General features: G+C 51.5%; 15 protein-coding genes, 2 tRNA genes and 3 rRNA genes. 7 read left to right on the top strand and 13 right to left on the bottom strand.

Annotated elements, in window-relative coordinates:
- Positions 1-490 precede the first annotated feature (490 nt).
- The 4 genes from OCU43_RS21760 (at position 491) to rrf (ending at position 5,678) form a co-directional block, all read left to right on the top strand.
- Positions 491-2,033, top strand: a 16S ribosomal RNA gene (locus OCU43_RS21760).
- Positions 2,034-2,100: 67 nt separating this feature from the next.
- Positions 2,101-2,176 (top strand) — tRNA-Ala (locus OCU43_RS21755).
- A 330-nt stretch (positions 2,177-2,506) separates the two neighbouring features.
- Positions 2,507-5,397 (top strand): 23S ribosomal RNA (locus tag OCU43_RS21750).
- 165 nt (positions 5,398-5,562) lie between these two features.
- Positions 5,563-5,678, top strand: a 5S ribosomal RNA gene (gene rrf / locus OCU43_RS21745).
- Together the 16S, 23S and 5S rRNA genes with 1 tRNA gene alongside form the textbook arrangement of a ribosomal RNA operon.
- A gap of 479 nt (positions 5,679-6,157) precedes the next feature.
- On the opposite strand, the gene OCU43_RS21740 is transcribed toward rrf, so the two are convergent.
- The 11 genes from OCU43_RS21740 to OCU43_RS21690 all read right to left on the bottom strand — a co-directional run bounded on the left by OCU43_RS21740 (position 6,158) and on the right by OCU43_RS21690 (position 17,596).
- Complete coding sequence (locus tag OCU43_RS21740) at positions 6,158-8,281, bottom strand: RelA/SpoT family protein (protein WP_091362116.1); 2,124 nt, start codon at positions 8,279-8,281, stop codon at positions 6,158-6,160.
- Positions 8,282-8,379: 98 nt separating this feature from the next.
- Positions 8,380-8,592, bottom strand: coding sequence for a DNA-directed RNA polymerase subunit omega (rpoZ, locus tag OCU43_RS21735; protein WP_091362117.1), 213 nt, complete (start codon positions 8,590-8,592; stop codon positions 8,380-8,382).
- An 84-nt stretch (positions 8,593-8,676) separates the two neighbouring features.
- Complete coding sequence (gene gmk / locus OCU43_RS21730) at positions 8,677-9,297, bottom strand: guanylate kinase (RefSeq protein ID WP_091362118.1); 621 nt, start codon at positions 9,295-9,297, stop codon at positions 8,677-8,679.
- 308 nt (positions 9,298-9,605) lie between these two features.
- A complete protein-coding gene (locus OCU43_RS21725; protein WP_091362119.1) occupies positions 9,606-10,529 on the bottom strand; it encodes an alpha-E domain-containing protein in 924 nt (307 codons plus the stop codon).
- Positions 10,529-11,977: a circularly permuted type 2 ATP-grasp protein gene (locus tag OCU43_RS21720; protein WP_091362120.1), complete on the bottom strand. Its 1,449-nt coding sequence runs from the start codon at positions 11,975-11,977 to the stop codon at positions 10,529-10,531. The genes OCU43_RS21725 and OCU43_RS21720 overlap by 1 nt, the downstream gene beginning before the upstream one ends.
- A gap of 250 nt (positions 11,978-12,227) precedes the next feature.
- Entirely contained in the window at positions 12,228-13,505 is a 1,278-nt protein-coding gene (locus OCU43_RS21715; RefSeq protein ID WP_091362121.1) for a sensor domain-containing phosphodiesterase, read from the bottom strand.
- Complete coding sequence (locus OCU43_RS21710) at positions 13,486-14,337, bottom strand: nitrate- and nitrite sensing domain-containing protein (RefSeq protein ID WP_091362122.1); 852 nt, start codon at positions 14,335-14,337, stop codon at positions 13,486-13,488. The genes OCU43_RS21715 and OCU43_RS21710 overlap by 20 nt, the downstream gene beginning before the upstream one ends.
- Positions 14,338-14,342: 5 nt before the next feature.
- On the bottom strand, positions 14,343-15,173 hold the full coding sequence (locus OCU43_RS21705) for a methyl-accepting chemotaxis protein (RefSeq protein WP_217647482.1): 831 nt from the start codon (positions 15,171-15,173) through the stop codon (positions 14,343-14,345).
- A 530-nt stretch (positions 15,174-15,703) separates the two neighbouring features.
- Entirely contained in the window at positions 15,704-16,141 is a 438-nt protein-coding gene (locus OCU43_RS21700) for a phytanoyl-CoA dioxygenase family protein (protein ID WP_091362124.1), read from the bottom strand.
- 87 nt (positions 16,142-16,228) lie between these two features.
- Positions 16,229-16,681: a hypothetical protein gene (locus tag OCU43_RS21695; protein WP_091362125.1), complete on the bottom strand. Its 453-nt coding sequence runs from the start codon at positions 16,679-16,681 to the stop codon at positions 16,229-16,231.
- Positions 16,682-16,732: 51 nt separating this feature from the next.
- Positions 16,733-17,596 carry a YicC/YloC family endoribonuclease gene (locus OCU43_RS21690; protein ID WP_091362126.1) on the bottom strand — a complete coding sequence of 288 codons (864 nt, stop codon included), beginning with the start codon at positions 17,594-17,596 and terminating at the stop codon, positions 16,733-16,735.
- A gap of 137 nt (positions 17,597-17,733) precedes the next feature.
- Between OCU43_RS21690 and rph the strand changes: the two genes are divergently transcribed.
- The gene (gene rph, locus OCU43_RS21685; protein WP_091362127.1) at positions 17,734-18,501 is read left to right on the top strand and encodes a ribonuclease PH; all 768 of its coding nucleotides are present in this window, start codon (positions 17,734-17,736) and stop codon (positions 18,499-18,501) included.
- A 57-nt stretch (positions 18,502-18,558) separates the two neighbouring features.
- Here the strand turns inward: rph and OCU43_RS21680 are convergent, their stop codons facing one another.
- Complete coding sequence (locus OCU43_RS21680; protein WP_091362128.1) at positions 18,559-19,326, bottom strand: exodeoxyribonuclease III; 768 nt, start codon at positions 19,324-19,326, stop codon at positions 18,559-18,561.
- A gap of 198 nt (positions 19,327-19,524) precedes the next feature.
- On the opposite strand from OCU43_RS21680, the gene pyrE reads away from it, so the two are divergent.
- Complete coding sequence (gene pyrE, locus OCU43_RS21675; protein WP_091362129.1) at positions 19,525-20,166, top strand: orotate phosphoribosyltransferase; 642 nt, start codon at positions 19,525-19,527, stop codon at positions 20,164-20,166.
- 95 nt (positions 20,167-20,261) lie between these two features.
- Positions 20,262-20,337: transfer RNA gene (locus OCU43_RS21670), tRNA-Phe, on the top strand.
- Positions 20,338-20,987: 650 nt separating this feature from the next.
- On the opposite strand, the gene OCU43_RS21665 is transcribed toward OCU43_RS21670, so the two are convergent.
- Positions 20,988-22,169: an iron-containing alcohol dehydrogenase gene (locus OCU43_RS21665; protein ID WP_091362131.1), complete on the bottom strand. Its 1,182-nt coding sequence runs from the start codon at positions 22,167-22,169 to the stop codon at positions 20,988-20,990.
- Positions 22,170-22,220 lie beyond the last annotated feature (51 nt).

Here is a 22,220-nt window from a genome sequence, read left to right as displayed (position 1 = left end):
ACTCCAATACTGTTCATCAAATTGAAACTTTTTTCGCATCCCCTGTTGACTCCTCTGCCCCAGAATGTAGAATGCGCTTCCTCGCTTGAGACAGCCACCGGAAACGGTCTCTGAAACAGGTGAGGCTGTTGAGTTTAACGCCTTGATAAATCAGTGTTTACACGGTTTTTCAGGTGGCGATAAACAAAACAGGAAGTGGATCAGGCGGTTTGAAAATTTAGTTAAAATTCTCAAACAAAATGGTTGACTTCATCAGGGTGTTGAGTAGAATACGCACCTCGCTTGAGACGACTCACTGGCAACGGTTGAGAGTTGATAGCAACGCTCTTTAACAGATAGATCAGATAATTCGTGTGGGCGCTTGTTGAGATGAAGCACAAAAGCTTTATCAAAGTAAGCGACACCAAGTAAATTCATTTAAGTGTATTTGCAAGTTGTTTAATACTTTGAGCTAGATTTACCGAATGTCTTTTTCCGACATTCTTGATTTAAACTGAAGAGTTTGATCATGGCTCAGATTGAACGCTGGCGGCAGGCTTAACACATGCAAGTCGAGCGGTAACAGAGAGTAGCTTGCTACTTTGCTGACGAGCGGCGGACGGGTGAGTAACGCGTAGAAATCTGCCTGGTAGTGGGGGATAGCCCAGAGAAATTTGGATTAATACCGCATACGCCCTACGGGGGAAAGCAGGGGACCTTCGGGCCTTGCGCTATCAGATGAGTCTGCGTCGGATTAGCTTGTTGGTGAGGTAATGGCTCACCAAGGCGACGATCCGTAGCTGGTCTGAGAGGATGATCAGCCACACTGGGACTGAGACACGGCCCAGACTCCTACGGGAGGCAGCAGTGGGGAATATTGCACAATGGGCGAAAGCCTGATGCAGCCATGCCGCGTGTGTGAAGAAGGCCTTAGGGTTGTAAAGCACTTTCAGCAGTGAGGAAAGGTTGTAGCTTAATACGCTATAGCTGTGACGTTAACTGCAGAAGAAGGACCGGCTAACTCCGTGCCAGCAGCCGCGGTAATACGGAGGGTCCGAGCGTTAATCGGAATTACTGGGCGTAAAGCGCGCGTAGGCGGTTTGTTAAGTCAGATGTGAAAGCCCCGGGCTCAACCTGGGAACTGCACCTGATACTGGCAAACTAGAGTACAGAAGAGGGTGGTGGAATTTCCTGTGTAGCGGTGAAATGCGTAGATATAGGAAGGAACATCAGTGGCGAAGGCGACCACCTGGTCTGATACTGACGCTGAGGTGCGAAAGCGTGGGGAGCAAACAGGATTAGATACCCTGGTAGTCCACGCCGTAAACGATGTCTACTAGCCGTTGGGACACTTGATGTCTTAGTGGCGCAGCTAACGCACTAAGTAGACCGCCTGGGGAGTACGGCCGCAAGGTTAAAACTCAAATGAATTGACGGGGGCCCGCACAAGCGGTGGAGCATGTGGTTTAATTCGACGCAACGCGAAGAACCTTACCTACTCTTGAAATCCAGAGAATTCGCTAGAGATAGCTTAGTGCCTTCGGGAACTCTGTGACAGGTGCTGCATGGCTGTCGTCAGCTCGTGTTGTGAAATGTTGGGTTAAGTCCCGTAACGAGCGCAACCCTTGTCCTTATTTGCCAGCACGTAATGGTGGGAACTCTAAGGAGACTGCCGGTGACAAACCGGAGGAAGGTGGGGACGACGTCAAGTCATCATGGCCCTTACGAGTAGGGCTACACACGTGCTACAATGGCCGGTACAGAGGGCCGCAAACCTGCGAGGGGGAGCAAATCTCAGAAAACCGGTCGTAGTCCGGATTGGAGTCTGCAACTCGACTCCATGAAGTCGGAATCGCTAGTAATCGCGAATCAGAATGTCGCGGTGAATACGTTCCCGGGCCTTGTACACACCGCCCGTCACACCATGGGAGTGGATTGCACCAGAAGTAGCTAGCTTAACCTTCGGGAGGGCGGTTACCACGGTGTGGTTCATGACTGGGGTGAAGTCGTAACAAGGTAGCCCTAGGGGAACCTGGGGCTGGATCACCTCCTTAAACGATAGCGGATTCTTAGCAAGCGTTCACACGAATTATCTGATCACTGATAAAGAGAGCACATAATGGGGCTATAGCTCAGCTGGGAGAGCGCCTGCTTTGCACGCAGGAGGTCTGCGGTTCGATCCCGCATAGCTCCACCATTTTTTTGCTGACTCTGCGTTAAGTTCCTCGTCGTGTAGCAGGCTACACGTCCTCAGAACTTGCCTTGATTCAACAAAAATTGGTCGTGAAAAAGATAGCTTTAAACGACTGGTTGAACTTGCTCATGAAAGTCTTAAAACATACACATCACCTTGATGTTTATCTTTTAAAGCTTTTAGCTTTATCCGCTCTTTAACAATTGAATCCTGTAACAAAACGAGAAATATGTACAAGCGCTAATCCGGCGTAAATGTATCGTTACTTCAGCGTCATCGTTAGATGACAATGAAGTTTTATCAGTGACTTTGACAGACCCTTTTGGGTTATATGGTCAAGTGACTAAGCGTGCACGGTGGATGCCTTGGCAGTCAGAGGCGATGAAGGACGTGGTAACCTGCGATAAGGTTCGGTGAGTCGGTAAACAGACTTTGACCCGGACATTTCCGAATGGGGAAACCCACCCAGTATAAGCTGGGTATCTCTTAGTTGAATACATAGACTTTGAGAGGCGAACCCGGGGAACTGAAACATCTAAGTACCCGGAGGAAAAGAAATCAACCGAGATTCCCCTAGTAGCGGCGAGCGAACGGGGACCAGCCCTTAAGCTACTTTAACGTTAGCAGAACACTCTGGAAAGTGTGGCCATAGTGGGTGAAAGCCCCGTATGCGAAAGCGTTTTAGTAGTGAAATCGAGTAGGACGGGACACGTGTTATCCTGTCTGAATATGGGGGGACCATCCTCCAAGGCTAAATACTCCTGACTGACCGATAGTGAACCAGTACCGTGAGGGAAAGGCGAAAAGAACCCCTGTGAGGGGAGTGAAATAGAACCTGAAACCGTGTACGTACAAGCAGTGGGAGCGGTCCTTGAGACCGTGACTGCGTACCTTTTGTATAATGGGTCAGCGACTTAATTTTAGTAGCAAGGTTAACCGTCTAGGGGAGCCGTAGGGAAACCGAGTCTTAATAGGGCGTGCAGTTGCTAGGATTAGACCCGAAACCGGGCGATCTATCCATGGGCAGGTTGAAGGTTGAGTAACATCAACTGGAGGACCGAACCGACTACCGTTGAAAAGTTAGCGGATGACCTGTGGATCGGAGTGAAAGGCTAATCAAGCCCGGAGATAGCTGGTTCTCCTCGAAAGCTATTTAGGTAGCGCCTCGTGTCTCACCATTGGGGGTAGAGCACTGTTTCGGCTAGGGGGTCATCCCGACTTACCAACCCGATGCAAACTCCGAATACCAATGAGTGCAATCACGGGAGACACACGGCGGGTGCTAACGTCCGTCGTGAAAAGGGAAACAACCCAGACCGTCAGCTAAGGTCCCAAAGTTATGGTTAAGTGGGAAACGATGTGGGAAGGCTTAGACAGCTAGGAGGTTGGCTTAGAAGCAGCCACCCTTTAAAGAAAGCGTAATAGCTCACTAGTCGAGTCGGCCTGCGCGGAAGATATAACGGGGCTCAAACCATACACCGAAGCTACGGACGCTGTTTACAGCGTGGTAGAGGAGCGTTCTGTAAGCCGTTGAAGGGAAAGCTGTAAGGCATCCTGGAGGTATCAGAAGTGCGAATGCTGACATGAGTAACGATAAGGGGAGTGAAAAACTTCCCCGCCGGAAGACCAAGGGTTCCTATCCAATGTTAATCAGGGTAGGGTGAGTCGACCCCTAAGGCGAGGCTGAAGAGCGTAGTCGATGGGAAACAGGTTAATATTCCTGTACTTCTTGTTATTGCGATGGAGTGACGGAGAAGGCTAGGCCAGCACGGCGTTGGTTGTCCGTGTTTAAGGTTGTAGGCTGGGAACTTAGGCAAATCCGGGTTCCTAAGGCCGAGAATTGATGACGAGTCCTCTTTTGGACGAAGTGGTTGATGCCATGCTTCCAGGAAAAACTTCTAAGCTTCAGATAACAAGAAATCGTACCCCAAACCGACACAGGTGGTCAGGTAGAGAATACCAAGGCGCTTGAGAGAACTCGGGTGAAGGAACTAGGCAAAATGGTACCGTAACTTCGGGAGAAGGTACGCCGGTGCTGGTGATGGGACTTGCTCCCTAAGCTGGCGCTGGTCGAAGATACTAGGTGGCTGCGACTGTTTATTAAAAACACAGCACTCTGCAAACACGAAAGTGGACGTATAGGGTGTGACGCCTGCCCGGTGCTTGAAGGTTAATTGATGGGGTTAGCTTCGGCGAAGCTCTTGATCGAAGCCCAAGTAAACGGCGGCCGTAACTATAACGGTCCTAAGGTAGCGAAATTCCTTGTCGGGTAAGTTCCGACCTGCACGAATGGCGTAACGATGGCCACACTGTCTCCACCCGAGACTCAGTGAAATTGAAATTGCGGTTAAGATGCCGTATATCCGCGGCTAGACGGAAAGACCCCGTGAACCTTTACTATAGCTTCGCAGTGGACTTTGATATTACTTGTGTAGGATAGCTGGGAGGCTTTGAAACGTGGACGCCAGTTCATGTGGAGCCAATCTTGAAATACCAGCCTGGTACTATTGAGGTTCTAACTCAGGTCCCTGATCGGGATCGAGGACATTGTGTGGTGGGTAGTTTGACTGGGGCGGTCTCCTCCCAAAGAGTAACGGAGGAGTACGAAGGTGCGCTCAGCATGGTCGGAAATCATGCAACGAGTATAAAGGCATAAGCGCGCTTGACTGCGAGACAGACACGTCGAGCAGGTACGAAAGTAGGTCTTAGTGATCCGGTGGTTCTGTATGGAAGGGCCATCGCTCAACGGATAAAAGGTACTCCGGGGATAACAGGCTGATACCGCCCAAGAGTTCACATCGACGGCGGTGTTTGGCACCTCGATGTCGGCTCATCACATCCTGGGGCTGAAGCCGGTCCCAAGGGTATGGCTGTTCGCCATTTAAAGTGGTACGCGAGCTGGGTTTAGAACGTCGTGAGACAGTTCGGTCCCTATCTGCCGTGGACGTTTGAGATTTGAGAAGAGTTGCTCCTAGTACGAGAGGACCGGAGTGAACGAACCTCTGGTGTTCGGGTTGTCATGCCAATGGCATTGCCCGGTAGCTATGTTCGGACAGGATAACCGCTGAAAGCATCTAAGCGGGAAGCCCCCTTCAAGATGAGATCTCACTGGGGCCTTGAGCCCCCTGAAGAGCCGTTCAAGACCAGGACGTTGATAGGCTGGGTGTGTAAGCGTTGTGAGGCGTTGAGCTAACCAGTACTAATTGCTCGTGAGGCTTGACCATATAACGCCAAAAGCGTTTGGGTCAGCTGATAGAAAAAGATACATTGCGGCTGAATAAAACAGCCACGGATTAGAGTTTGTGCATAACTCTCCGATTACAGGATTCGAATGACGCTTTGAGCATAGGTTAACACTGATGTTCAAATCGTTAGAGCAACCAGTTTTGCTTGGCGACAATAGCGAGATGGAACCACCCGATCCCTTCCCGAACTCGGAAGTGAAACGTCTTAGCGCCGATGGTAGTGTGGAGCTTCTCCATGCGAGAGTAGGTCATCGCCAAGCACCTAATACGGAAACCCCAGCACTGTGTGCTGGGGTTTTTTCGTTTGTGGGCAAACGGAAAAATCAGACGCGACTGCGTCGCTTGCTAGAACGGCGCTGCGCGCCTGCTAGTGGTTAGAATAAGCGTAAGAGCAAGAGCAAGAGCAAGAGCAAGAGCAAGAGCAAGAGCAAGAGCAAGAGCAAGAGCAAGAGCAAGAGCAAGAGCAAGAGCAAAAGCCTTTTTAGCCGGGAGTATCGGTAATTTTCACAGAAAGGACGCTTTGTAAGCGGGTTGGAGCATGCCAGCGTGGCCCTGAAGAAGCCAAGGCCCTGTAGCGAGCGACGTCCCGTCGCGATGCTTTTTCTAGCAGGAGCCGAAGGCTCCGTTCTGGCAAGTGGCGTAGCCACGTCTAGCAGCTGCTTTGATTCACGCAGCCACGTCTGGCAACTGTCGTTATAAAAAAACGCACCCGAAGGTGCGCTATTTATGCGGATAAAAGCTAAACCCGGGTGACTTTGTATACGGCTTTGAGCGCTTTGAGCTTGCGCATCACTTTCGCTAAGTGGACCCTGTCCTTAACCGTCAGGTCGATATGGACGGTATTGAGGGCATCGTCTGTTTCGGTGATATCTATTTTCAGAACGTTTGCACTGGCACCCGATGCGGTGGTTGCCAGCGTGGCGATAAGGCCGCGCTTAGGCTCGACTTTGAGGTCCAGATTGACGATGAATTCTTCATCGATGCTGTTAGACCATTCCAGATAGACACACTTCTCAGCATCGTCTTTCATAAAGGCGATATTACGACAGTCGGTACGATGGATGACCAGGCCGCGGCCGGTACTGATATGCCCGGTGATGCTATCGCCCGGAATAGGGCCGCAGCAGCGCGCGTAGTGCAGTACCATCCCTTCGGTACCACGGATAGCCAGAGTTGCCTTATTGCTGTCAGGGAGCTCCTGAGGCTCATCCTCTTCATGCTCAACCGGGCGTAGCCGTCGGGCTACGACATAGGCCATACGGTTACCCATGCCGATATCCTGAAGCAGTTCGTCCAGTGATTTCAGTTCCGCTTCCTGTAACACAGTAGCCAGAGCTGCTGGATCGATCTCTTCTATGCTTGAACCGTAGTTAGACAGGAACTGAGTTAACAGTCGCCGGCCGAGTTCAATTGATTCTCCGCGATGCTGCACTTTAATAAAGTGGCGGATAGCGGAACGGGCTTTGCCGGTGATAACAAAGTTAAGCCAGGCCATGTTGGGCTGGGCGCTGGGGGTGGTAATTATCTCGACTGTCTGGCCGCTGTGCAGAGGCTGTGACAGGGGGGCTAAGCGCCGATTGATGCGACAGGATACACAGGAGTTGCCGATATCTGTATGGACCGCATAGGCAAAATCAACGGCAGTGGCACCCTGAGGTAGTTCAAAGATCCGCCCCTTAGGCGAGAACACGTAGACTTCATCAGGGAACAGGTCGGTTTTAACGGTTTCGATAAACTCCATCGAGTTCCCGGCCCGTTTTTGCATCTCCAGCAGTCCCTGCACCCATTTGCGCGCCCGGTTATAGCCATCAATTGCTGAACTTGAGTCACCGTAGATTTTATAGTGACTGTGTTCGGCGATCCCCTGGCTGGCCACTGCATCCATCTCTTTGGTACGGATCTGTACTTCAATGGTGATATCCCTGGCACCAAACAGGTCGGTGTGCAGTGACTGATAACCGTTGGCTTTGGGAATGGCAACGTAATCCTTGAAGCGTCCCGGCACTGGCTTATACAGGTTGTGTACAATACCCAGGGCACGATAACAGTCGTCTACGGATTCAGTGACAATCCGGAAAGCAAATACATCCATGATCTCGGCAAAGGATTTACCCTTTGTTTTCATCTTACTGTAGATGCTGTAGAGGTGTTTTTCCCTGCCAGAAACCGTACCGGGGAGGCCCTCCTGTTTAAGCCGGTTGCGGATCGCTTCCTCTATGGAGGTGATGACATCTTTACGTTGCCCCCGTGCCTGTACCACAGCCCGGCGGATATATTTGGCCCGCATCGGGTGGTATGACTGAAATGCCAGGTCTTCGAGTTCGAGTTGCAGATCGCGCATGCCTAAACGGGCGGCAACCGGAGCGTATATATCGAGGGTTTCACGGGCGATACGTCGCTGTTTTTCTGGCGGCATAGCGCCGAGGGTGCGCATGTTATGCAGGCGGTCAGCGAGTTTCACCAGTATTACCCGGATATCAACTGCCATCGCCAGTACCATCTTCTGAAAGTTCTCCGCCTGCGCTTCGGCGCGGGTTTCAAACTCCAGATGTGTCAGCTTACTGACACCGTCAACGATATCAGCGACAACTGTGCCAAACTGGCCTTCGAGGCCATCCCGGGAAACCGCCGTATCTTCGATCACATCATGCAGCATAGCCGCCATCAGACTCTGATGATCCATGTGCATTCCGGCAAGAATTGAGGCTACTGCAAGGGGGTGGGTAACGTAGGGTTCACCGCTTTTACGGCGCTGCCCGTCATGGGCTTGTTCAGCATAATAATACGCACGTCTGACCAGCTTGATCTGTTGCAGATCAAGGTAGCCGGTCAGACGATCAGAAAGCGCATCAACAGTTGGCATCAATTACTCCTATGCCTCTAGCGTAGTCAGATTTCTCAGGACTACAAAAAAACAGAAACTATAGTGATGATGCCTTATTCGGACGGATTGAAAAAGAGTTAATCTTCTTCCCGTTCATCCAAAATGCTTACGTCGATATACTGTTCTGCGATTTCACGCAGAGCAACGACTGTAGGCTTGTCATTTTCCCATTCAACTTTTGGGTCTTTACCACCCGTTGCGATCTGGCGAGCACGCTTAGAAGCGATCATTACCAATTCAAAACGGTTGTCTACATGTTCAAGACAATCTTCAACAGTTACGCGAGCCATTTAGCGACCTCGGATATAGGATTCAGTCATTCAGGCCAATTTTCAGACCTGATTCGGAGAGCCGGCCAGTCTACCTGAGCCGATCTATTCTGACAAGAGTCCGGTTAGCATTGCGGCATGCTTTTGTTGTTGTCGTCTGAGTTCCAGTCGGCGGGCAGTGAAGACAGACTGCAGTTCCTGCAACGCGGTATCAAAATTGTCATTGACCAGCAGGTATTGATATTCACGGTAGTGACGTATCTCATTAAGGGCTTCTGACATACGATGATTAATGGTCTCTTCAGAATCGGTGCCACGACCGGTGAGGCGTTTACGCAATTCGGTGATTGAGGGGGGCAGGATAAACAGGGAGACGCAGTCAGGCATCTGTTGGCGAACCTGTTGCGCGCCCTGCCAGTCGATTTCCAGAATGACATCCATTCCCTGTGACAGCTGTTCCTCAACCCATATCCGGGAGGTGCCATATTTATTGGTGAAGACGTTGGCGTATTCCAGGAACTGACCTTTCTGAATTTCAGCGTCAAAGGTTTCCATGGTGACAAAGTTATAATCTTTACCATCGGTTTCGCCTGGACGGATCGGGCGGGTTGTGTGGGATACCGAGACGCGAACCTGTGTGTCCTGCGCTAGCAGGGCTTTTACCAGGCTGGTTTTACCGGCGCCGGAGGGTGCTGAGATAACATACAGGGTTCCTAACTGGGTCATAAATCTGGTCGCTTTTCCGGGCTGTTATTTCACCGTGAATGACGGCATAAAATCTGAGGGGGAGAGTATAGCGCTTTCGCCCGCGATAGAGTATTCGCTGGGTGGAAAATAGCCGCTTAGCGGGGTTTTTTAGGTTGCACAGGTAGCTGTTTTTCCGCGCCGTATCAGGGATACCTGTCTGGGGCCACCGGCGTGGTCAACGTTATGATTGCTGATCTGTTGTGTGGTTTCAGGTCATCGGCGATATTCGGTTCTGCCAGAGAGCGTTGCCTCAGACCTGAGTGCATCAGATGTCTGGTTGAGCTAGTCTACCTGTCCAGCGCGAACCAGCACTGACCAAACTGCATATGCAGGTTCGCAAAGCTTAACTGCAGGTCATTGAGGTAATCGCTGAAGCTTTCATCCAGCTCGCCGGGTTCCCCGGCCAGTAAGGTTTTGAGTTTTGCCAGTTCCTCTATTTCACAGGCGGGCAGCAGATCGACGGCCGCTGCTATCTGATCAGCACAGAAGGTGATTGAGCGGGGGAAGTGTTTATCGTGTAACAGGAACTGACACACCCGGGTTCCCTCAACTGTAGCCCGCATGGTGCGCCGGTAGTTCATGGCGCCATCGCATGACCGTAATACGTTCCCCCAGATGATTTGCGAGGGATCAAGATCCTGTTCTACATCGCTACTGCTCAGCTGCGCGGTAATACCTGCATCGAGGATACGGCTGGCCATATCGGCCCGCTCCAGGTTACGGCCCAGGCGGATAAACTGCCAGGCTGCATCCTTGCTCATGTTGTCTGCCAGAAGACCGTTAATCTGTTGACAACCCTTAATCACATTATCAAGAAAGCCGTGACGATTGGTGCGGTTGATACCATCGCGAATATGTTCTGATACATACATGCACAGCTCATTGATCAGTTCCCACAGTGGCAGCGGTAAGACATCCCGGCTGGTGCGCACATTCTCCCGGGCCATCAGCAGGCTGGATGACATTGAGTTTGGGTTGGTGCTGTCCGCTAACAGCAGTTTGACAACATTTTTTTCATCCTTGACGGTATAACGTGCATTAAATACATCTTCGGATGAGTTGATGACCACCAGATTGAACCAACTGATATTGATTGAGCGGGGCAGGTCAAACAGGAGGTTGTCGTACACTCCGACCATCCGGGCGGTATTTTCAGCTCGCTCGATATAGCGGGAGAACCAGTACATCCGTTCAGCAACTTTAGATAGCATTAGCGTTTCTCCTCAACAATCCAGGTGTCTTTACTACCGCCACCCTGAGATGAGTTAACCACCAGAGACCCTTTTTTCATCGCCACCCGGGTAAGGCCTCCGGTGGTGACAAACAGGTTTTTACCCTGAAGAATAAAGGGGCGCAGATCCAGGTGGCGGGGTTCCGGTGTCGAACCGCACAGGGTGGGGGCGGTTGACAGGCTCAGGGTTGGCTGAGCGATGTAGTTACGTGGATTTTTGCTGATCAGTGTGGCGAACTGTTCCTGCTCTTTTTTGGTTGAGTGGGGACCGACCAGCATACCGTAACCGCCGGATTCATTCGCGGGCTTGACCACCAGCTTATCCAGATTTTCCAGCACGTACTGACGCTGCTCCGGGTCGGAGCAGAGGAAAGTCTCTACGTTTGGCAGCAGAGGCTCTTCCTGCAAATAGTAACGGATGATATCGGGGACATAAGCATAGACCACCTTATCATCGGCAACCCCTGCACCGGGCGCATTGGCCAGCGCTACATTGCCCGCTTTCCATGCCCGCATCAGGCCAGGAACACCCAGCATTGAGTCTTCTCTGAAGGTTTCGGGATCAAGAAACTCATCATCGATACGGCGATAGATCACATCAACCTGTTCCAGACCGCTGATGGTTTTCATATAGACACAATCGTCATCTTCCACCACCAGGTCGCTGCCTTCGACCAGTTCTGCCCCCATCTGCTGCGCCAGAAAGGCATGCTCAAAATAGGCAGAGTTGAATATTCCCGGAGTCAGGACGACGATCTCAGGCTGGGATATATCCCGTGGCGAAAGTGACGCCAGCATATCAAACAGGTGAGCGGGGTAGTTATTCACCGGCAGAATTGAGTCTTTGGAGAACAGCTCCGGCAGAACCCGTTTGGTGATCTCCCGGTTTTCAATCATGTAAGACACGCCGGATGGCACCCGAAGGTTATCTTCCAGTACATAAAACTGGCCATCCAGATCGCGGACCAGATCAGTACCACAGATATTAGCCCAGACACCATGAGGCGGGGTAACACCAACACACTCAGGGCGGAAATTCTTGGATTTCAGGACAATTTCAGCAGGAATGACGCCGTCTTTGATGATCTCCTGATCATGGTAGAGATCGTTGATAAACATATTCAGCGCTTTGAGTCGTTGTTTCAGACCTTTGGCGGTTTTCTCCCAGTGTGACGCTGAAATGGTGCGTGGAATGATGTCAAAAGGCCAGGCGCGGTCAATATTGCCCTCTTCGGTGTAAACGGTAAAGCTGACGCCCATCTCCTGAATGGTTGATTCGGCCATCTCTTTGCGTTTATTTATCTCAGCTGTACTTAAAGAGCCAAGGTAGTTTACCAGCCGGGTCGCCGGTTCCCTTGGGGAGCAGTCCTCTGCGATCAGTTCATCATAAAAGTTGCCGGTGGAATACTCTGTCCAGTCGATACTCATGTAGATACCCTCGGTTCCAGGAACCTTGTTGCACTTTTCTTGTGCGCCCTTGAGCGGCCAATTCAACCATGCCATATAACAGTGCAATATAGCACTAAAAATTGTCTGGAATGGTTGAAAACACTTTGCTATGAAGATTTAGCAATATGCAGGCCACAAGCTAACAGAAACCGTTATATAGCGCTTTGAAACAAACAATCAGGGCATGGTCAGCGGCTCCAATTAAGGGAGCTGTGTCAATGGTGGGGCTTTACTGCCAGTCAAGATCACAGCAGTAAACCTGCACGTGGTTACCCGCTTGAATCGCCTGTGACAGGGTGACACACATGCGCGAGTCGGCTATGGAAAGGTAGGGTTCACTAATAATGGTGGTGCCGGGCTGATCAATGGCCAGGTAGTGATAGGGGCGGTGAGACCAGTTGCCCTTGTCACCGCACAGAAGCGGCGCAAAGCGCAGTTCTATCTGTTGTCTCGGATGGAATGGATTCAGTGTACTGCTGGTCTGATGGCCGTTCTCATCCAGCAGAAAACAACGCACCGCGCGGGGGTCTCGGAAAAGTTGAGTACAGCTTTGCGGCAGGCTTTCATGGAGGATGAAGTCATTCAGTGCCTGTTGAAAAAGGTGCTTGATATGCCCCATATTGTCTGACTGAGCTTTAAACTGCATCGAGCGCTGATCCCTCTGCCTGAACAGCAGTTGGTCGATGATGTCGCAAGCGGTGTTCTCTGTTAACAACCAGGGGGCAGGGCGGGCGAAATAAAAGCCTTGCATCATATCCGCATTTGCGGCGATCGCTGCCGTCGCTTCTGCTTCAGTTTCAACTCCCTCAACCACTACCAGACTTCCGGTCTGGTGCAGCAAAGAGATTATTCCCGAGAGAATACTGGCTGCCCGTTTGCTTTGTGCGGCTTCGCGGATCAGGTTTCGGTCGAGTTTGACGATATCGGGTTTCAGTTGCCAGATACGATCAAAGTTTGAGTGGCCAGCGCCGAAGTCGTCAATGGCGATCAGGCAGTTTAGATGATGAATATAATCGATATAGTTTTTCAGGAGTCCGGTGTCTTTGACTTCGTTTTCCAGAATCTCAATAACCAGTCGGTGCGCGGCTAACCCCGTGTCTTCTAACAGTTGCTGGGTGAACCCATTTTGCGGGTTCTCACAGATCAGCGATTGCGCGTTGAGGTTTACGAACAGCCACTCATTGTTGACACTCTGCGGAGTGAAATTTTGCACATGCAGTGTGCGGCAAAGTCGGTCCAGCGTCAGCATCTGAGAACTGTTTTGGGGTAATGACAGCAGCTCTGCCGGCGGGATTGATAAGCCCGCTGCAGATCGGGCTCTGATCAGCCCCTCGTAGCCGATAGGGCGTCGATGTGCGACGCTGTAGATCGGCTGAAAGTGGCTTGAAAGCGAATAGTCCCGATACTGGCCAGGGGAAGCGATGTACTTCGCTATCCGTTTTTTTTCTGACCGATTCGCCGAGCGGGTTATCGCTTCGTATGGCGTGTCAGAACGCTTTGGTAACATGCTGTAAATCCTTTAACGCAGCATCCATCAGCCCCAGAAGGTTATTAATCGCGACGGTTGCCTGTTCGAAGTAGAGTTTGGCGTCTATTTGAGGGCGATCGCAGTTTAGCAGATCCTGCTCCAGGCATAACAGGAAACTATTCACGGTTGCCTGTGATTGTTGCAGATTAAGGTGGTCTGTTTTGCTTTGTTTCAGCGCGGTAAAAGCGGTTAACGATAGCTGTTTGATTTTTGCATGCAGAAATCTCAGGCGTACTCTCTGAGCGGCGCTGCTGGATCCTGCTGCTGCGATGCCGGTGCCAAGTGCCCGTGCCTGGCCGGTCCATTCTGCGGTTTGCACCACTTCCTGCCAGATGCTCTGCAGATAGTTCATCTCTTTGGGGCAGGAGCTCAGATCCAGTTCACTGGCTATATCCTCGATCAGAAAGATGGTGTTGCGGATCAGGTCATGATGATTGAGCAGATTGGTGTCTGCAGACGTTGTGCTCTGGCAAATCTGTTGCCACTGGGTAGTCAGTCTATGCCATTGGGTCTGATATCGTGTGCTCTGTTGTCGGGCTTTGGATATATGGGTTTCGAGTTGCTTTCTGGTGATATCCAGATCAGTCTGGAGGCTGTGGTCTCCTGAAAGCAGACCGGTGCTTAGTCCCCGATGCCGCTGAAAGTCAGCCAGCAGAAGCCGGAGTAACGCCAGTTGCTTAATGCCTGAGGTCAACTGGCGGTGTTGCTGCTTTCGCATCCGCCGGTGCAAGATAAAAAAGATCGCAGCAAGGCCCGTAAGTAGCAGGATACCGGTTAATCCTGGCCACTCTGGATAGAAAAATCCGGTCATCCTGATTACCCCGTCAGCTGTGTCAGATGGTGAGCGATGGTTCGTGCCTGGGCCGCTGCCTCGAGATTATCCCTGTTGCCCTGAGAGACCCGTTCAGCCAGAGCGGCTATTTCGGCAACCGCCAGGCTTTGTTGTTCTGTGCTGACGGCAACCTGTATAACCTGTTCAGTTAACGCCTGCGTACGACCACAAACGCTATCGAGTTGTGAGCGAACCCGCTCCGAACGCTGCAGGCTCTGGTTGGCACTGGCTGACAGGCGGGACATTTTTTCACCGGTTGAGGTGATATGGTGCTGTACAGACTCAATCTTGCGGGTGATCTCTGCCGCCGATTCCTGGCTGTGACGCGCCAGGTTACGGACCTCATCTGCCACCACGGCGAAACCTTTACCACTGGCTCCGGCCCGTGCCGCTTCGATGGCGGCATTCAGGGAGAGCAGGTTGGTCTGATCGGCAATGCCCTGAATCACCCCCGACATTTTGTTGATCGCTTCGGAGTTAGCACTCAGTTCGCGCATCAGCGCATTGGTGGCAAGTGCCTGTTCTGCTATATCGGCAACAGTGGCAACCAGCTCATTTAATTGCTGAATACTTTCTTCAATCTGGGTACTGGCATCCAGACTGGTGTGCCGGGAGGCATCTGCCAGTCGGGTGACCTCATTGATGCTGACATTCAGTTCTTCAACCGCAGCCGCCGCTGTGCCAGCGGCGTCACTTTGTTGTTCCGCGCTACGAGTGACACTAATGGCGCTTTGTTCCAGTTCCTGTGAAGAGTGGGAGATCTCATCCAGCCGCTGTTGCAGTAGCTGTTGTTTTCGGCCTGATGCTCTCAGCAACTGCTGAAACTGACGAAACAGTGGTTGTATCAGTAACCCACCTGTACAGTCAGATTGTTCTGCGGATACTGGGAGCGTTCTATCACTGAGGTGATCAACTTCTCTCAGAAGTAATCCGAGTGTCGCGCAGCCAAGGTATCCGGTTAATAGTAAGGGCCAGACAGGGGGGTTGGGTAGTATCAGGAATAAACCTAAGCCGGACAGAGTGGTGGCTGAAAGTAGCGCGATCACTCCTTTGATTCCAATCTGATATAACAATAAAAAAACCGGATAGGTTAACCACTGCATTGAGCTCTCTCCCTCAGAAACAAAAAAAGCCCCTATTTAGTCATCGGAGAGAGGACTAAAGGAGGCTTCATTGCCATGCCAAAATATTGTCAGAAAGAGATAGCAAAAAGTAAGCCGCTTTAGTGTATGGCTGAATATTCAGTGGATATCGCAAATAATGTGCTTAGTGGCCGCTATTTTTGCCCCCTTAACTACCGGTGATTCATTATTGTGGGCAAAAACGGTGCAATCAGGTGGTTGGATTATTCATTGGATGTTGCCCTTGTGGTTGTGCTGGCAACCTGCTTCGCTACCTGCTTTTCGGCAAACCGGTTTATCGGCTCAAAATCAGGCAGGGGGAAGGGGATATACGGGTTTAATCGCGAAGAGAAATAGACCGACAGGCGCGAAGAGTCTGCCGCAGCTTCTCCCCTGCGGTGAAAGCCGGAGGTATCGGCAATCACCAGCGTATTGGCGGGAACATCAAATGTCTGAATATGCAAAAGATCCAGTGAGGCCAGTTCACGCTCAGGAATGCGCAATGATCCTCGCGCCGCATAGCGTTCATTCAGCTGCCGCCCCTGAATGCTTTGTCGGTACTCCCAGCCAAGCCGTTTCAGCGTTAACCGGTGAGAACCTTCGACATACTGGAAGGGGCCTTTGTCGGCCGTGACATCTTCAAGAAACAACCAGGCTTTCATCGTTGGGTGAAAGGTATCTGAATGGAAGTGTTTCTGCGGGTCGCCGTTAACTTCACAGCCGCGGTTGCAGACACGCAGGAAGTGGGGTCAGGGACGGATAGCGGTTGAAGCCACGTAAGTCAGCAGATCTCTTATTGAGGATGACTCACACAGCATTCTGGCTGCAGGAAGCTGCTTCAGGGCCTCCTGATCAAGAAAGGTGATCCGGGTGGTGGTATTGCCCTGAATAAACTCCCGAATCTCTGGCCAGCAGTGCTCACCTTCATCCTGCAAACGTTTAAACAGTTCAGGCGGTAGAGCATTGCTGATGCGCAAATAATCCTTTTGACGAAACTCGCGGCGGTGTGCTGAACTGATGTTCCAGCTAAGAATCCAGCGGCGAAACCCTGTTATTAAACGAGCAATAACAACTCGCAAAACATGCAGCCCCGGGCGATTCAGAAGCCTGTTGCCCAGAATTGGGTTGGCTTCAAATGATTTAGCCTCGGTAAATATCTCGGCGATCCAGATCAGGTACTTAACGAACATGTTCTGTTTCAAAATAGGCTCCGGGGCGTTTACCGCTATCTGTTTTAATATAGATAAGCAATATCACTCAATATTCTGGATCTGTTCCCGCATCTGCTCAATCAAAACCTTCAGTTCCACTGCGCTTTGAGTGGTGTCCGATACGATTGATTTGGATGACAGGGTATTGGCTTCGCGGTTGAGTTCCTGCATCAGGAAGTCCAGTCGGCGGCCAACAGGGCCTTTGGATTTGAGCACCCGTTTTACTTCCTGAACATGGGTGTTGAGGCGGTCCATCTCTTCATCCACATCAGCTTTCTGGGCCAGGATGACCATCTCCTGCTCAAGACGGCCTTCGTCCAGCTCCGCTTTGAGGTCTTCCAGACGGGCTCTCAGGTTGTCGCGCTGGGCCTGCAGGATACCCGGTAACTTAGAGCGGACTTCAGTCACAATCTCAGTAATGGTGTCGAGGCGCTGATCAATCAGGGCGGCCAGTTCTACACCTTCGCGGCCGCGGCTGTCGATCAGTTCATCGAGCGCTTTGTGAAACAGGGTCAGGGAGGCTTTCTTGACGGCGTCCATGTCCAGCCTGGTATCCTGCAGAACACCCGGCCAGCGCAGCAGATCCATGGTGTCGATCGGTTTGGATACCGGGAGCAGGTTTTCCACCTGCTGTGCCGCTGCCAGCAGTTCCCGGGCAAAGGCTTCGTTTACGGTCAGCGTCTGCGACTGGGCCTCTGGTACAAACCGCAGTGTGCATTCTACTTTGCCGCGGCTGAGCTTGTTGCGCAGGGTTTCCCGCAGCGGACCTTCGAGATCACGCAGGCTTTCTGGCAGACGCAGGTGGGGCTCCAGATAGCGGTGATTGACTGAACGGACTTCCCAGATCAGGCTGCCCCACTCATGTTGCATTTCCTGGCGGGCAAAAGCGGTCATGCTACGTGTCATATTGTCGGTTCTCGTTTAGAATGCTGTTTTCGTTGCCGACACTGAACGGGTGTTGGCGGATTTGCGCTTTATTCTAACAGTCCTCGGCCGCTTCCACTATGCGTGCAGTCGGGGTTCCGAACAGGATTCCTAAGTACATGAGCTCAACAATTTCAGATCAGTTACAAAACCTTGGCGTCACAACTTTCCGGCCGAGTAATCGCAGGGCGGACCAGATGCGTGAGGTGCGTATCACCCGGAACTTCACTAAGCATGCTGAGGGCTCCGTGCTGGTGGAGTTTGGCGATACCAAAGTGATCTGTACCGCGTCGGTTGAGCGGGGTGTTCCACGTTTTCTGCGTGGCTCGGGTTCGGGCTGGGTTACCGCTGAGTATGGCATGCTGCCGCGGGCAACTGGCAGTCGTAACGGCCGTGAAGCCGCCCGGGGACAGCAGGGTGGTCGTACCGTTGAGATTCAGCGGCTGATTGGCCGCTCACTGCGGGCCTGTATGGATCTGAAGAAACTGGGTGAGAACACCATTACCATCGACTGTGATGTTATTCAGGCGGATGGCGGCACCCGCACGGCGTCGATTACCGGTGCGTATGTGGCTTTGCGCGATGCGGTCAGCTTTCTCAAGAAAGATAAGCATGGGGCGATGAAAGGGGATCCGATCAAGTATGGCCTGGCGGCAATCTCTGTTGGTGTCTATAAAGGTGAACCAGTGCTGGACCTGGATTATGCTGAAGATTCTGCTGCCGAAACCGATATGAATGTGATCATGACCGATAAAGGTGGTTTCGTTGAGGTACAGGGCACCGCAGAGGGTGAACCCTATTCACAGGAAGAGCTGAATGCGATGCTGGAACTGGCAAAAAAGGGCATTGCAGAGCTGTGTGAGCTTCAGGAAAAAGTTTTAGCCTGAGCCTAATCGAATATAAAAAGGGAGCCACGGCTCCCTTTTTTATGCGTCAGGCCGATCTCAGAGATCATAATCAATAATCAGCGGTGCGTGGGCGGAAAACACCTCACCCCGGTAGATTGAGGCTGATTTGATCGTTTTACGCAGGTTGGCGGTGGTGATCTGATAATCCAGGCGAGCTCCCTCGTTCAGATCCCGTGCTTTGTTGTAGTCCGGCCACCAGGTGTATTGCTGATCCACATGGTTAACCTGACGGAAAGCATCGACATACCCCATTTCGCCAAACAGCTCTTCCATCCATTCCCGTTCCTGAGGCAGAAAGCCGGACACCTTCTGGTTAACATACCAGTTGCTCAGGTCCTTTGGTTTGTGGGCGATTAACAGAGGCCCGCAGAAGATAAACTCACGTCGTTTGCGCAGGGTTTTGGTGAAGTGTCCCTTGAGCAGGTGAAGATATTCATCTTTGGCCTGTTGAGCTTCAGCGCCCTTGAGACCTGAAGGGACACTGAAGGATGCCACACTGACATTGTCAAAATCGGCCTGAATAAAGCGACCATTGAAGTCACACTGTTCAAATCCAAGACCGGTCATAATCGCTTTCGGCATCACCCGGGTGTAGATCGCCACGCCACTATAGCCATCTTCAAAGGCATCGAAGAAATAAGCTTCATAGCCATCCGGACGATAGCGTTTATCATCCAACTGATAATCTTTGGCACGCAGATCCTGCAGACATACCACGTCGGCATCCTGCTTCACCATCCACTGGAAGAACCCGTTGTCTGTTGCCTGTTCAATACCCTGCGTATTGAATGTAATGACGCGCATAACGTATAAACCTGTGAGAAACACAATTTGAGGCGAAAGGCGCATTGTACTGGGTGTTTAAGCAAAATTGAATCTAAAGCACCGACTATTAATGGTTCCGTGAAGAATTCAGAGTTTAAGTATTGTTCACAATGGAGGCACAGTAAGAAACCCTGTATTATACGCGCTACTTTTTACACAGCTTTGCGGAGACCCCGGATGCAGGACTATCAGAGAGAGTTTATCGAGTTCGCTATTGATAAAGAGGTGTTGCGATTCGGCGAGTTCACCCTGAAATCGGGCCGCACCAGCCCCTACTTTTTCAATGCGGGACTGTTTAACAGTGGTGCCGCGCTTGCCCGTCTGGGCGCCTGCTATGCGGCAGCCATTCAGCAGTCCGGTATTGAGTATGATGTCATCCTGGGGCCTGCCTACAAAGGGATTCCGCTGGCCGCAGCAACCTGTGTGGCGCTGGCGACTGAGTTTGGTCAGGATGTTCCCTACGTGTTCAACCGCAAAGAGGCAAAAGACCACGGTGAAGGGGGCAATCTGGTGGGGGCGCCGCTGGAAGGCCGGGTATTGATCATCGATGATGTCATAACCGCAGGTACTGCGATCCGTGAAGTGATGGATATTATCGATAAGGCAGGAGCAACACCGGCAGGCACCGTGATTGCGCTGAACCGGCAGGAGAAGGGCAAAGGAGAACTGTCGGCGATTCAGGAAGTGGAGCGCGATTACAATATGCCGGTTGCCAGCATCGTGTCGCTGAACGATCTGCTTGATTATCTGGCAGAAAAGGGTGGCATGGACGCTCAGATCGAAGCAATTTCTGCATATCGGACACAATATGGTATCTGATCGGTTACTTATTGATCAATAACATAATATTTCACAGGACAGTCTGGAAATTAAGTTGATTTTTATTGGGGGGCCGTGTTTAATAGGCGCCCGTTGCCCGGATAGCTCAGTCGGTAGAGCAGAGGATTGAAAATCCTCGTGTCGGTGGTTCGATTCCGCCTCCGGGCACCACTTATTTTTGATAGAGCCTCGCTTCGTAGCGGGGCTTTTTCGTATCTGGAAGTTGGTTAGGGCGTCCTCGAACCTGGTTCGATTATTTGCGTTTTCTGCTTACACCTAGGGCCATCATCAAAGAGCGACGATGTTGTAATGGCCTTCGGCCATCGCTCCGCCTCCGGGCATCAATGATTCTGATAAAGCCTCACTCATCTTTGTAAAAAGAGAGTTGGGGCTTTTTCGTATCTGGGACTTGGGCAGGGCGTCCTCGAACCGGTTCGATTATTTGCGTTTTCTGCTTACACTTAGGGCCATCATCAAAGAGCGACGATGTTGTAATGGCCTTCGGCCATCGCTCAGCCTCCGGGCACCACTTTTTTTTGATAGAGCCTCGCTCATCTTGTAGGAAGAGAGCTGGGGCTTTTTCGTATCTGGGACTTGGACAGGGCGTCCTCGAACCTGGTTCGATTATTTGCGTTTTCTGCTTACACCTAGGGCCATCGTCAAAGAGCGACGATGTTGTCATGGCCTTCGGGCATTGATCCGCCTCCGGGCCCACTTATTTTGCTAGATCTTCATTTATCTTGTTAAGGCCGGTTAGTTAACCGGTTGCTGAATGATCGTTAGACTGATCAGTTCACAAAGAGAGAAAACGGGAAGCATGGTCACTGCGTATGCCACAGTTTTTCATAGATGAAGATGATCTCTTCCCGGGTGGGAATGCGTGGATGGTTGTGAATCAGGTCGGATGCGATGACCTGTTCGGTCATCTGTTCGAGATGGGTATGGAAATACGCTTGTTCCACGCCGTATGCTGACAGGCTCGGAAGTTTTAGCTCCTGGTATAGGGTTTCCAGCGCAGCAATAAGTTTTTTAATGGCAGCCTCATCGCTGTCTTTATCGGTCGCTATACCCATGGTTCTGGCGCAGTTAGCGTACCGTTCCGGAGTAGAAGAGGCGGAAAATGCTGTGATGGCGGGTAGCAGCATCGCATTAGCAAGATTATGAGGCAGGCGACAAAAGCTTTGCAGCGTGTTGCTCATGCTCTGCAACAGAGCGCCTGAGGTGATGGAAAAAGCGCTGCCCGCCAGGTTGGCTCCCAGCATGATAGCTTGTCGCGCAGTGGTATTATTTTTCTGCAGTACTGCGGGACGCAGGTTTTGACTGATCAGGCGTATGGCTGTTAATGCCTGCAGGTCGCTATACGGCGTCGCGTTGCGACTGACGAACGATTCGATTCCCCGGGCTAATGCTGCCAGCCCGGAATCGGCGATCATTCGCGGGGAAAGGCTGCGATTCAGTTCAGAATCGACGATTACTGCAACGGGATTGAAGCCCAGGTCTGTGCAGGTGATCTGTGATTCTGCGTTGTTATCCTTAATAAAACTGTATTTTGATGTTTCAGATCCGCTGATGGCGGTAGGTATTGCGATAATTGGCAGGCCGTCGGTCGATGCAGTGTGATAGCGGGTATCCAGAGACGTGAATCCCGATTCTGCTACCCTGCCGATCGCTTTAGCGATGTCGATTGTGCTGCCGCCACCCAGGGCGATGATGCAATCAAAAGGCTCAGGGAAAAGGTCGTTATTTCCGGCCAGCGCTTTGGTTACCCCCGCGGTTATTGCAGTGATGGTTGGCTCTGTCTGTATTTCCTGAAAAATTTCGTGGCGGATACGATAGGTATCCAGCAGTTGAGAGACGCGGTTGGTAATACCCAGACCGGCGATGGCTATATCGGTCACAATCATCGGGACACGATAACCCAGTGAGCGAAGAATATGCGGTAGCTCTGAGATCGAACCGTCGCCTATCTGCATAATACGTGGGGATACGATACGATAAGACATGCAACCCTCCTGAAAAGTAACAGGCGGGGGACTCCCCGCCTGTTTGGTGCA

It is taken from the genome of Amphritea atlantica, from assembly GCF_024347255.1.
Classification (GTDB): Bacteria; Pseudomonadota; Gammaproteobacteria; order Pseudomonadales; family Balneatricaceae; genus Amphritea; species Amphritea atlantica.
This window is presented reverse-complemented; position numbering and strand designations above follow the sequence as displayed.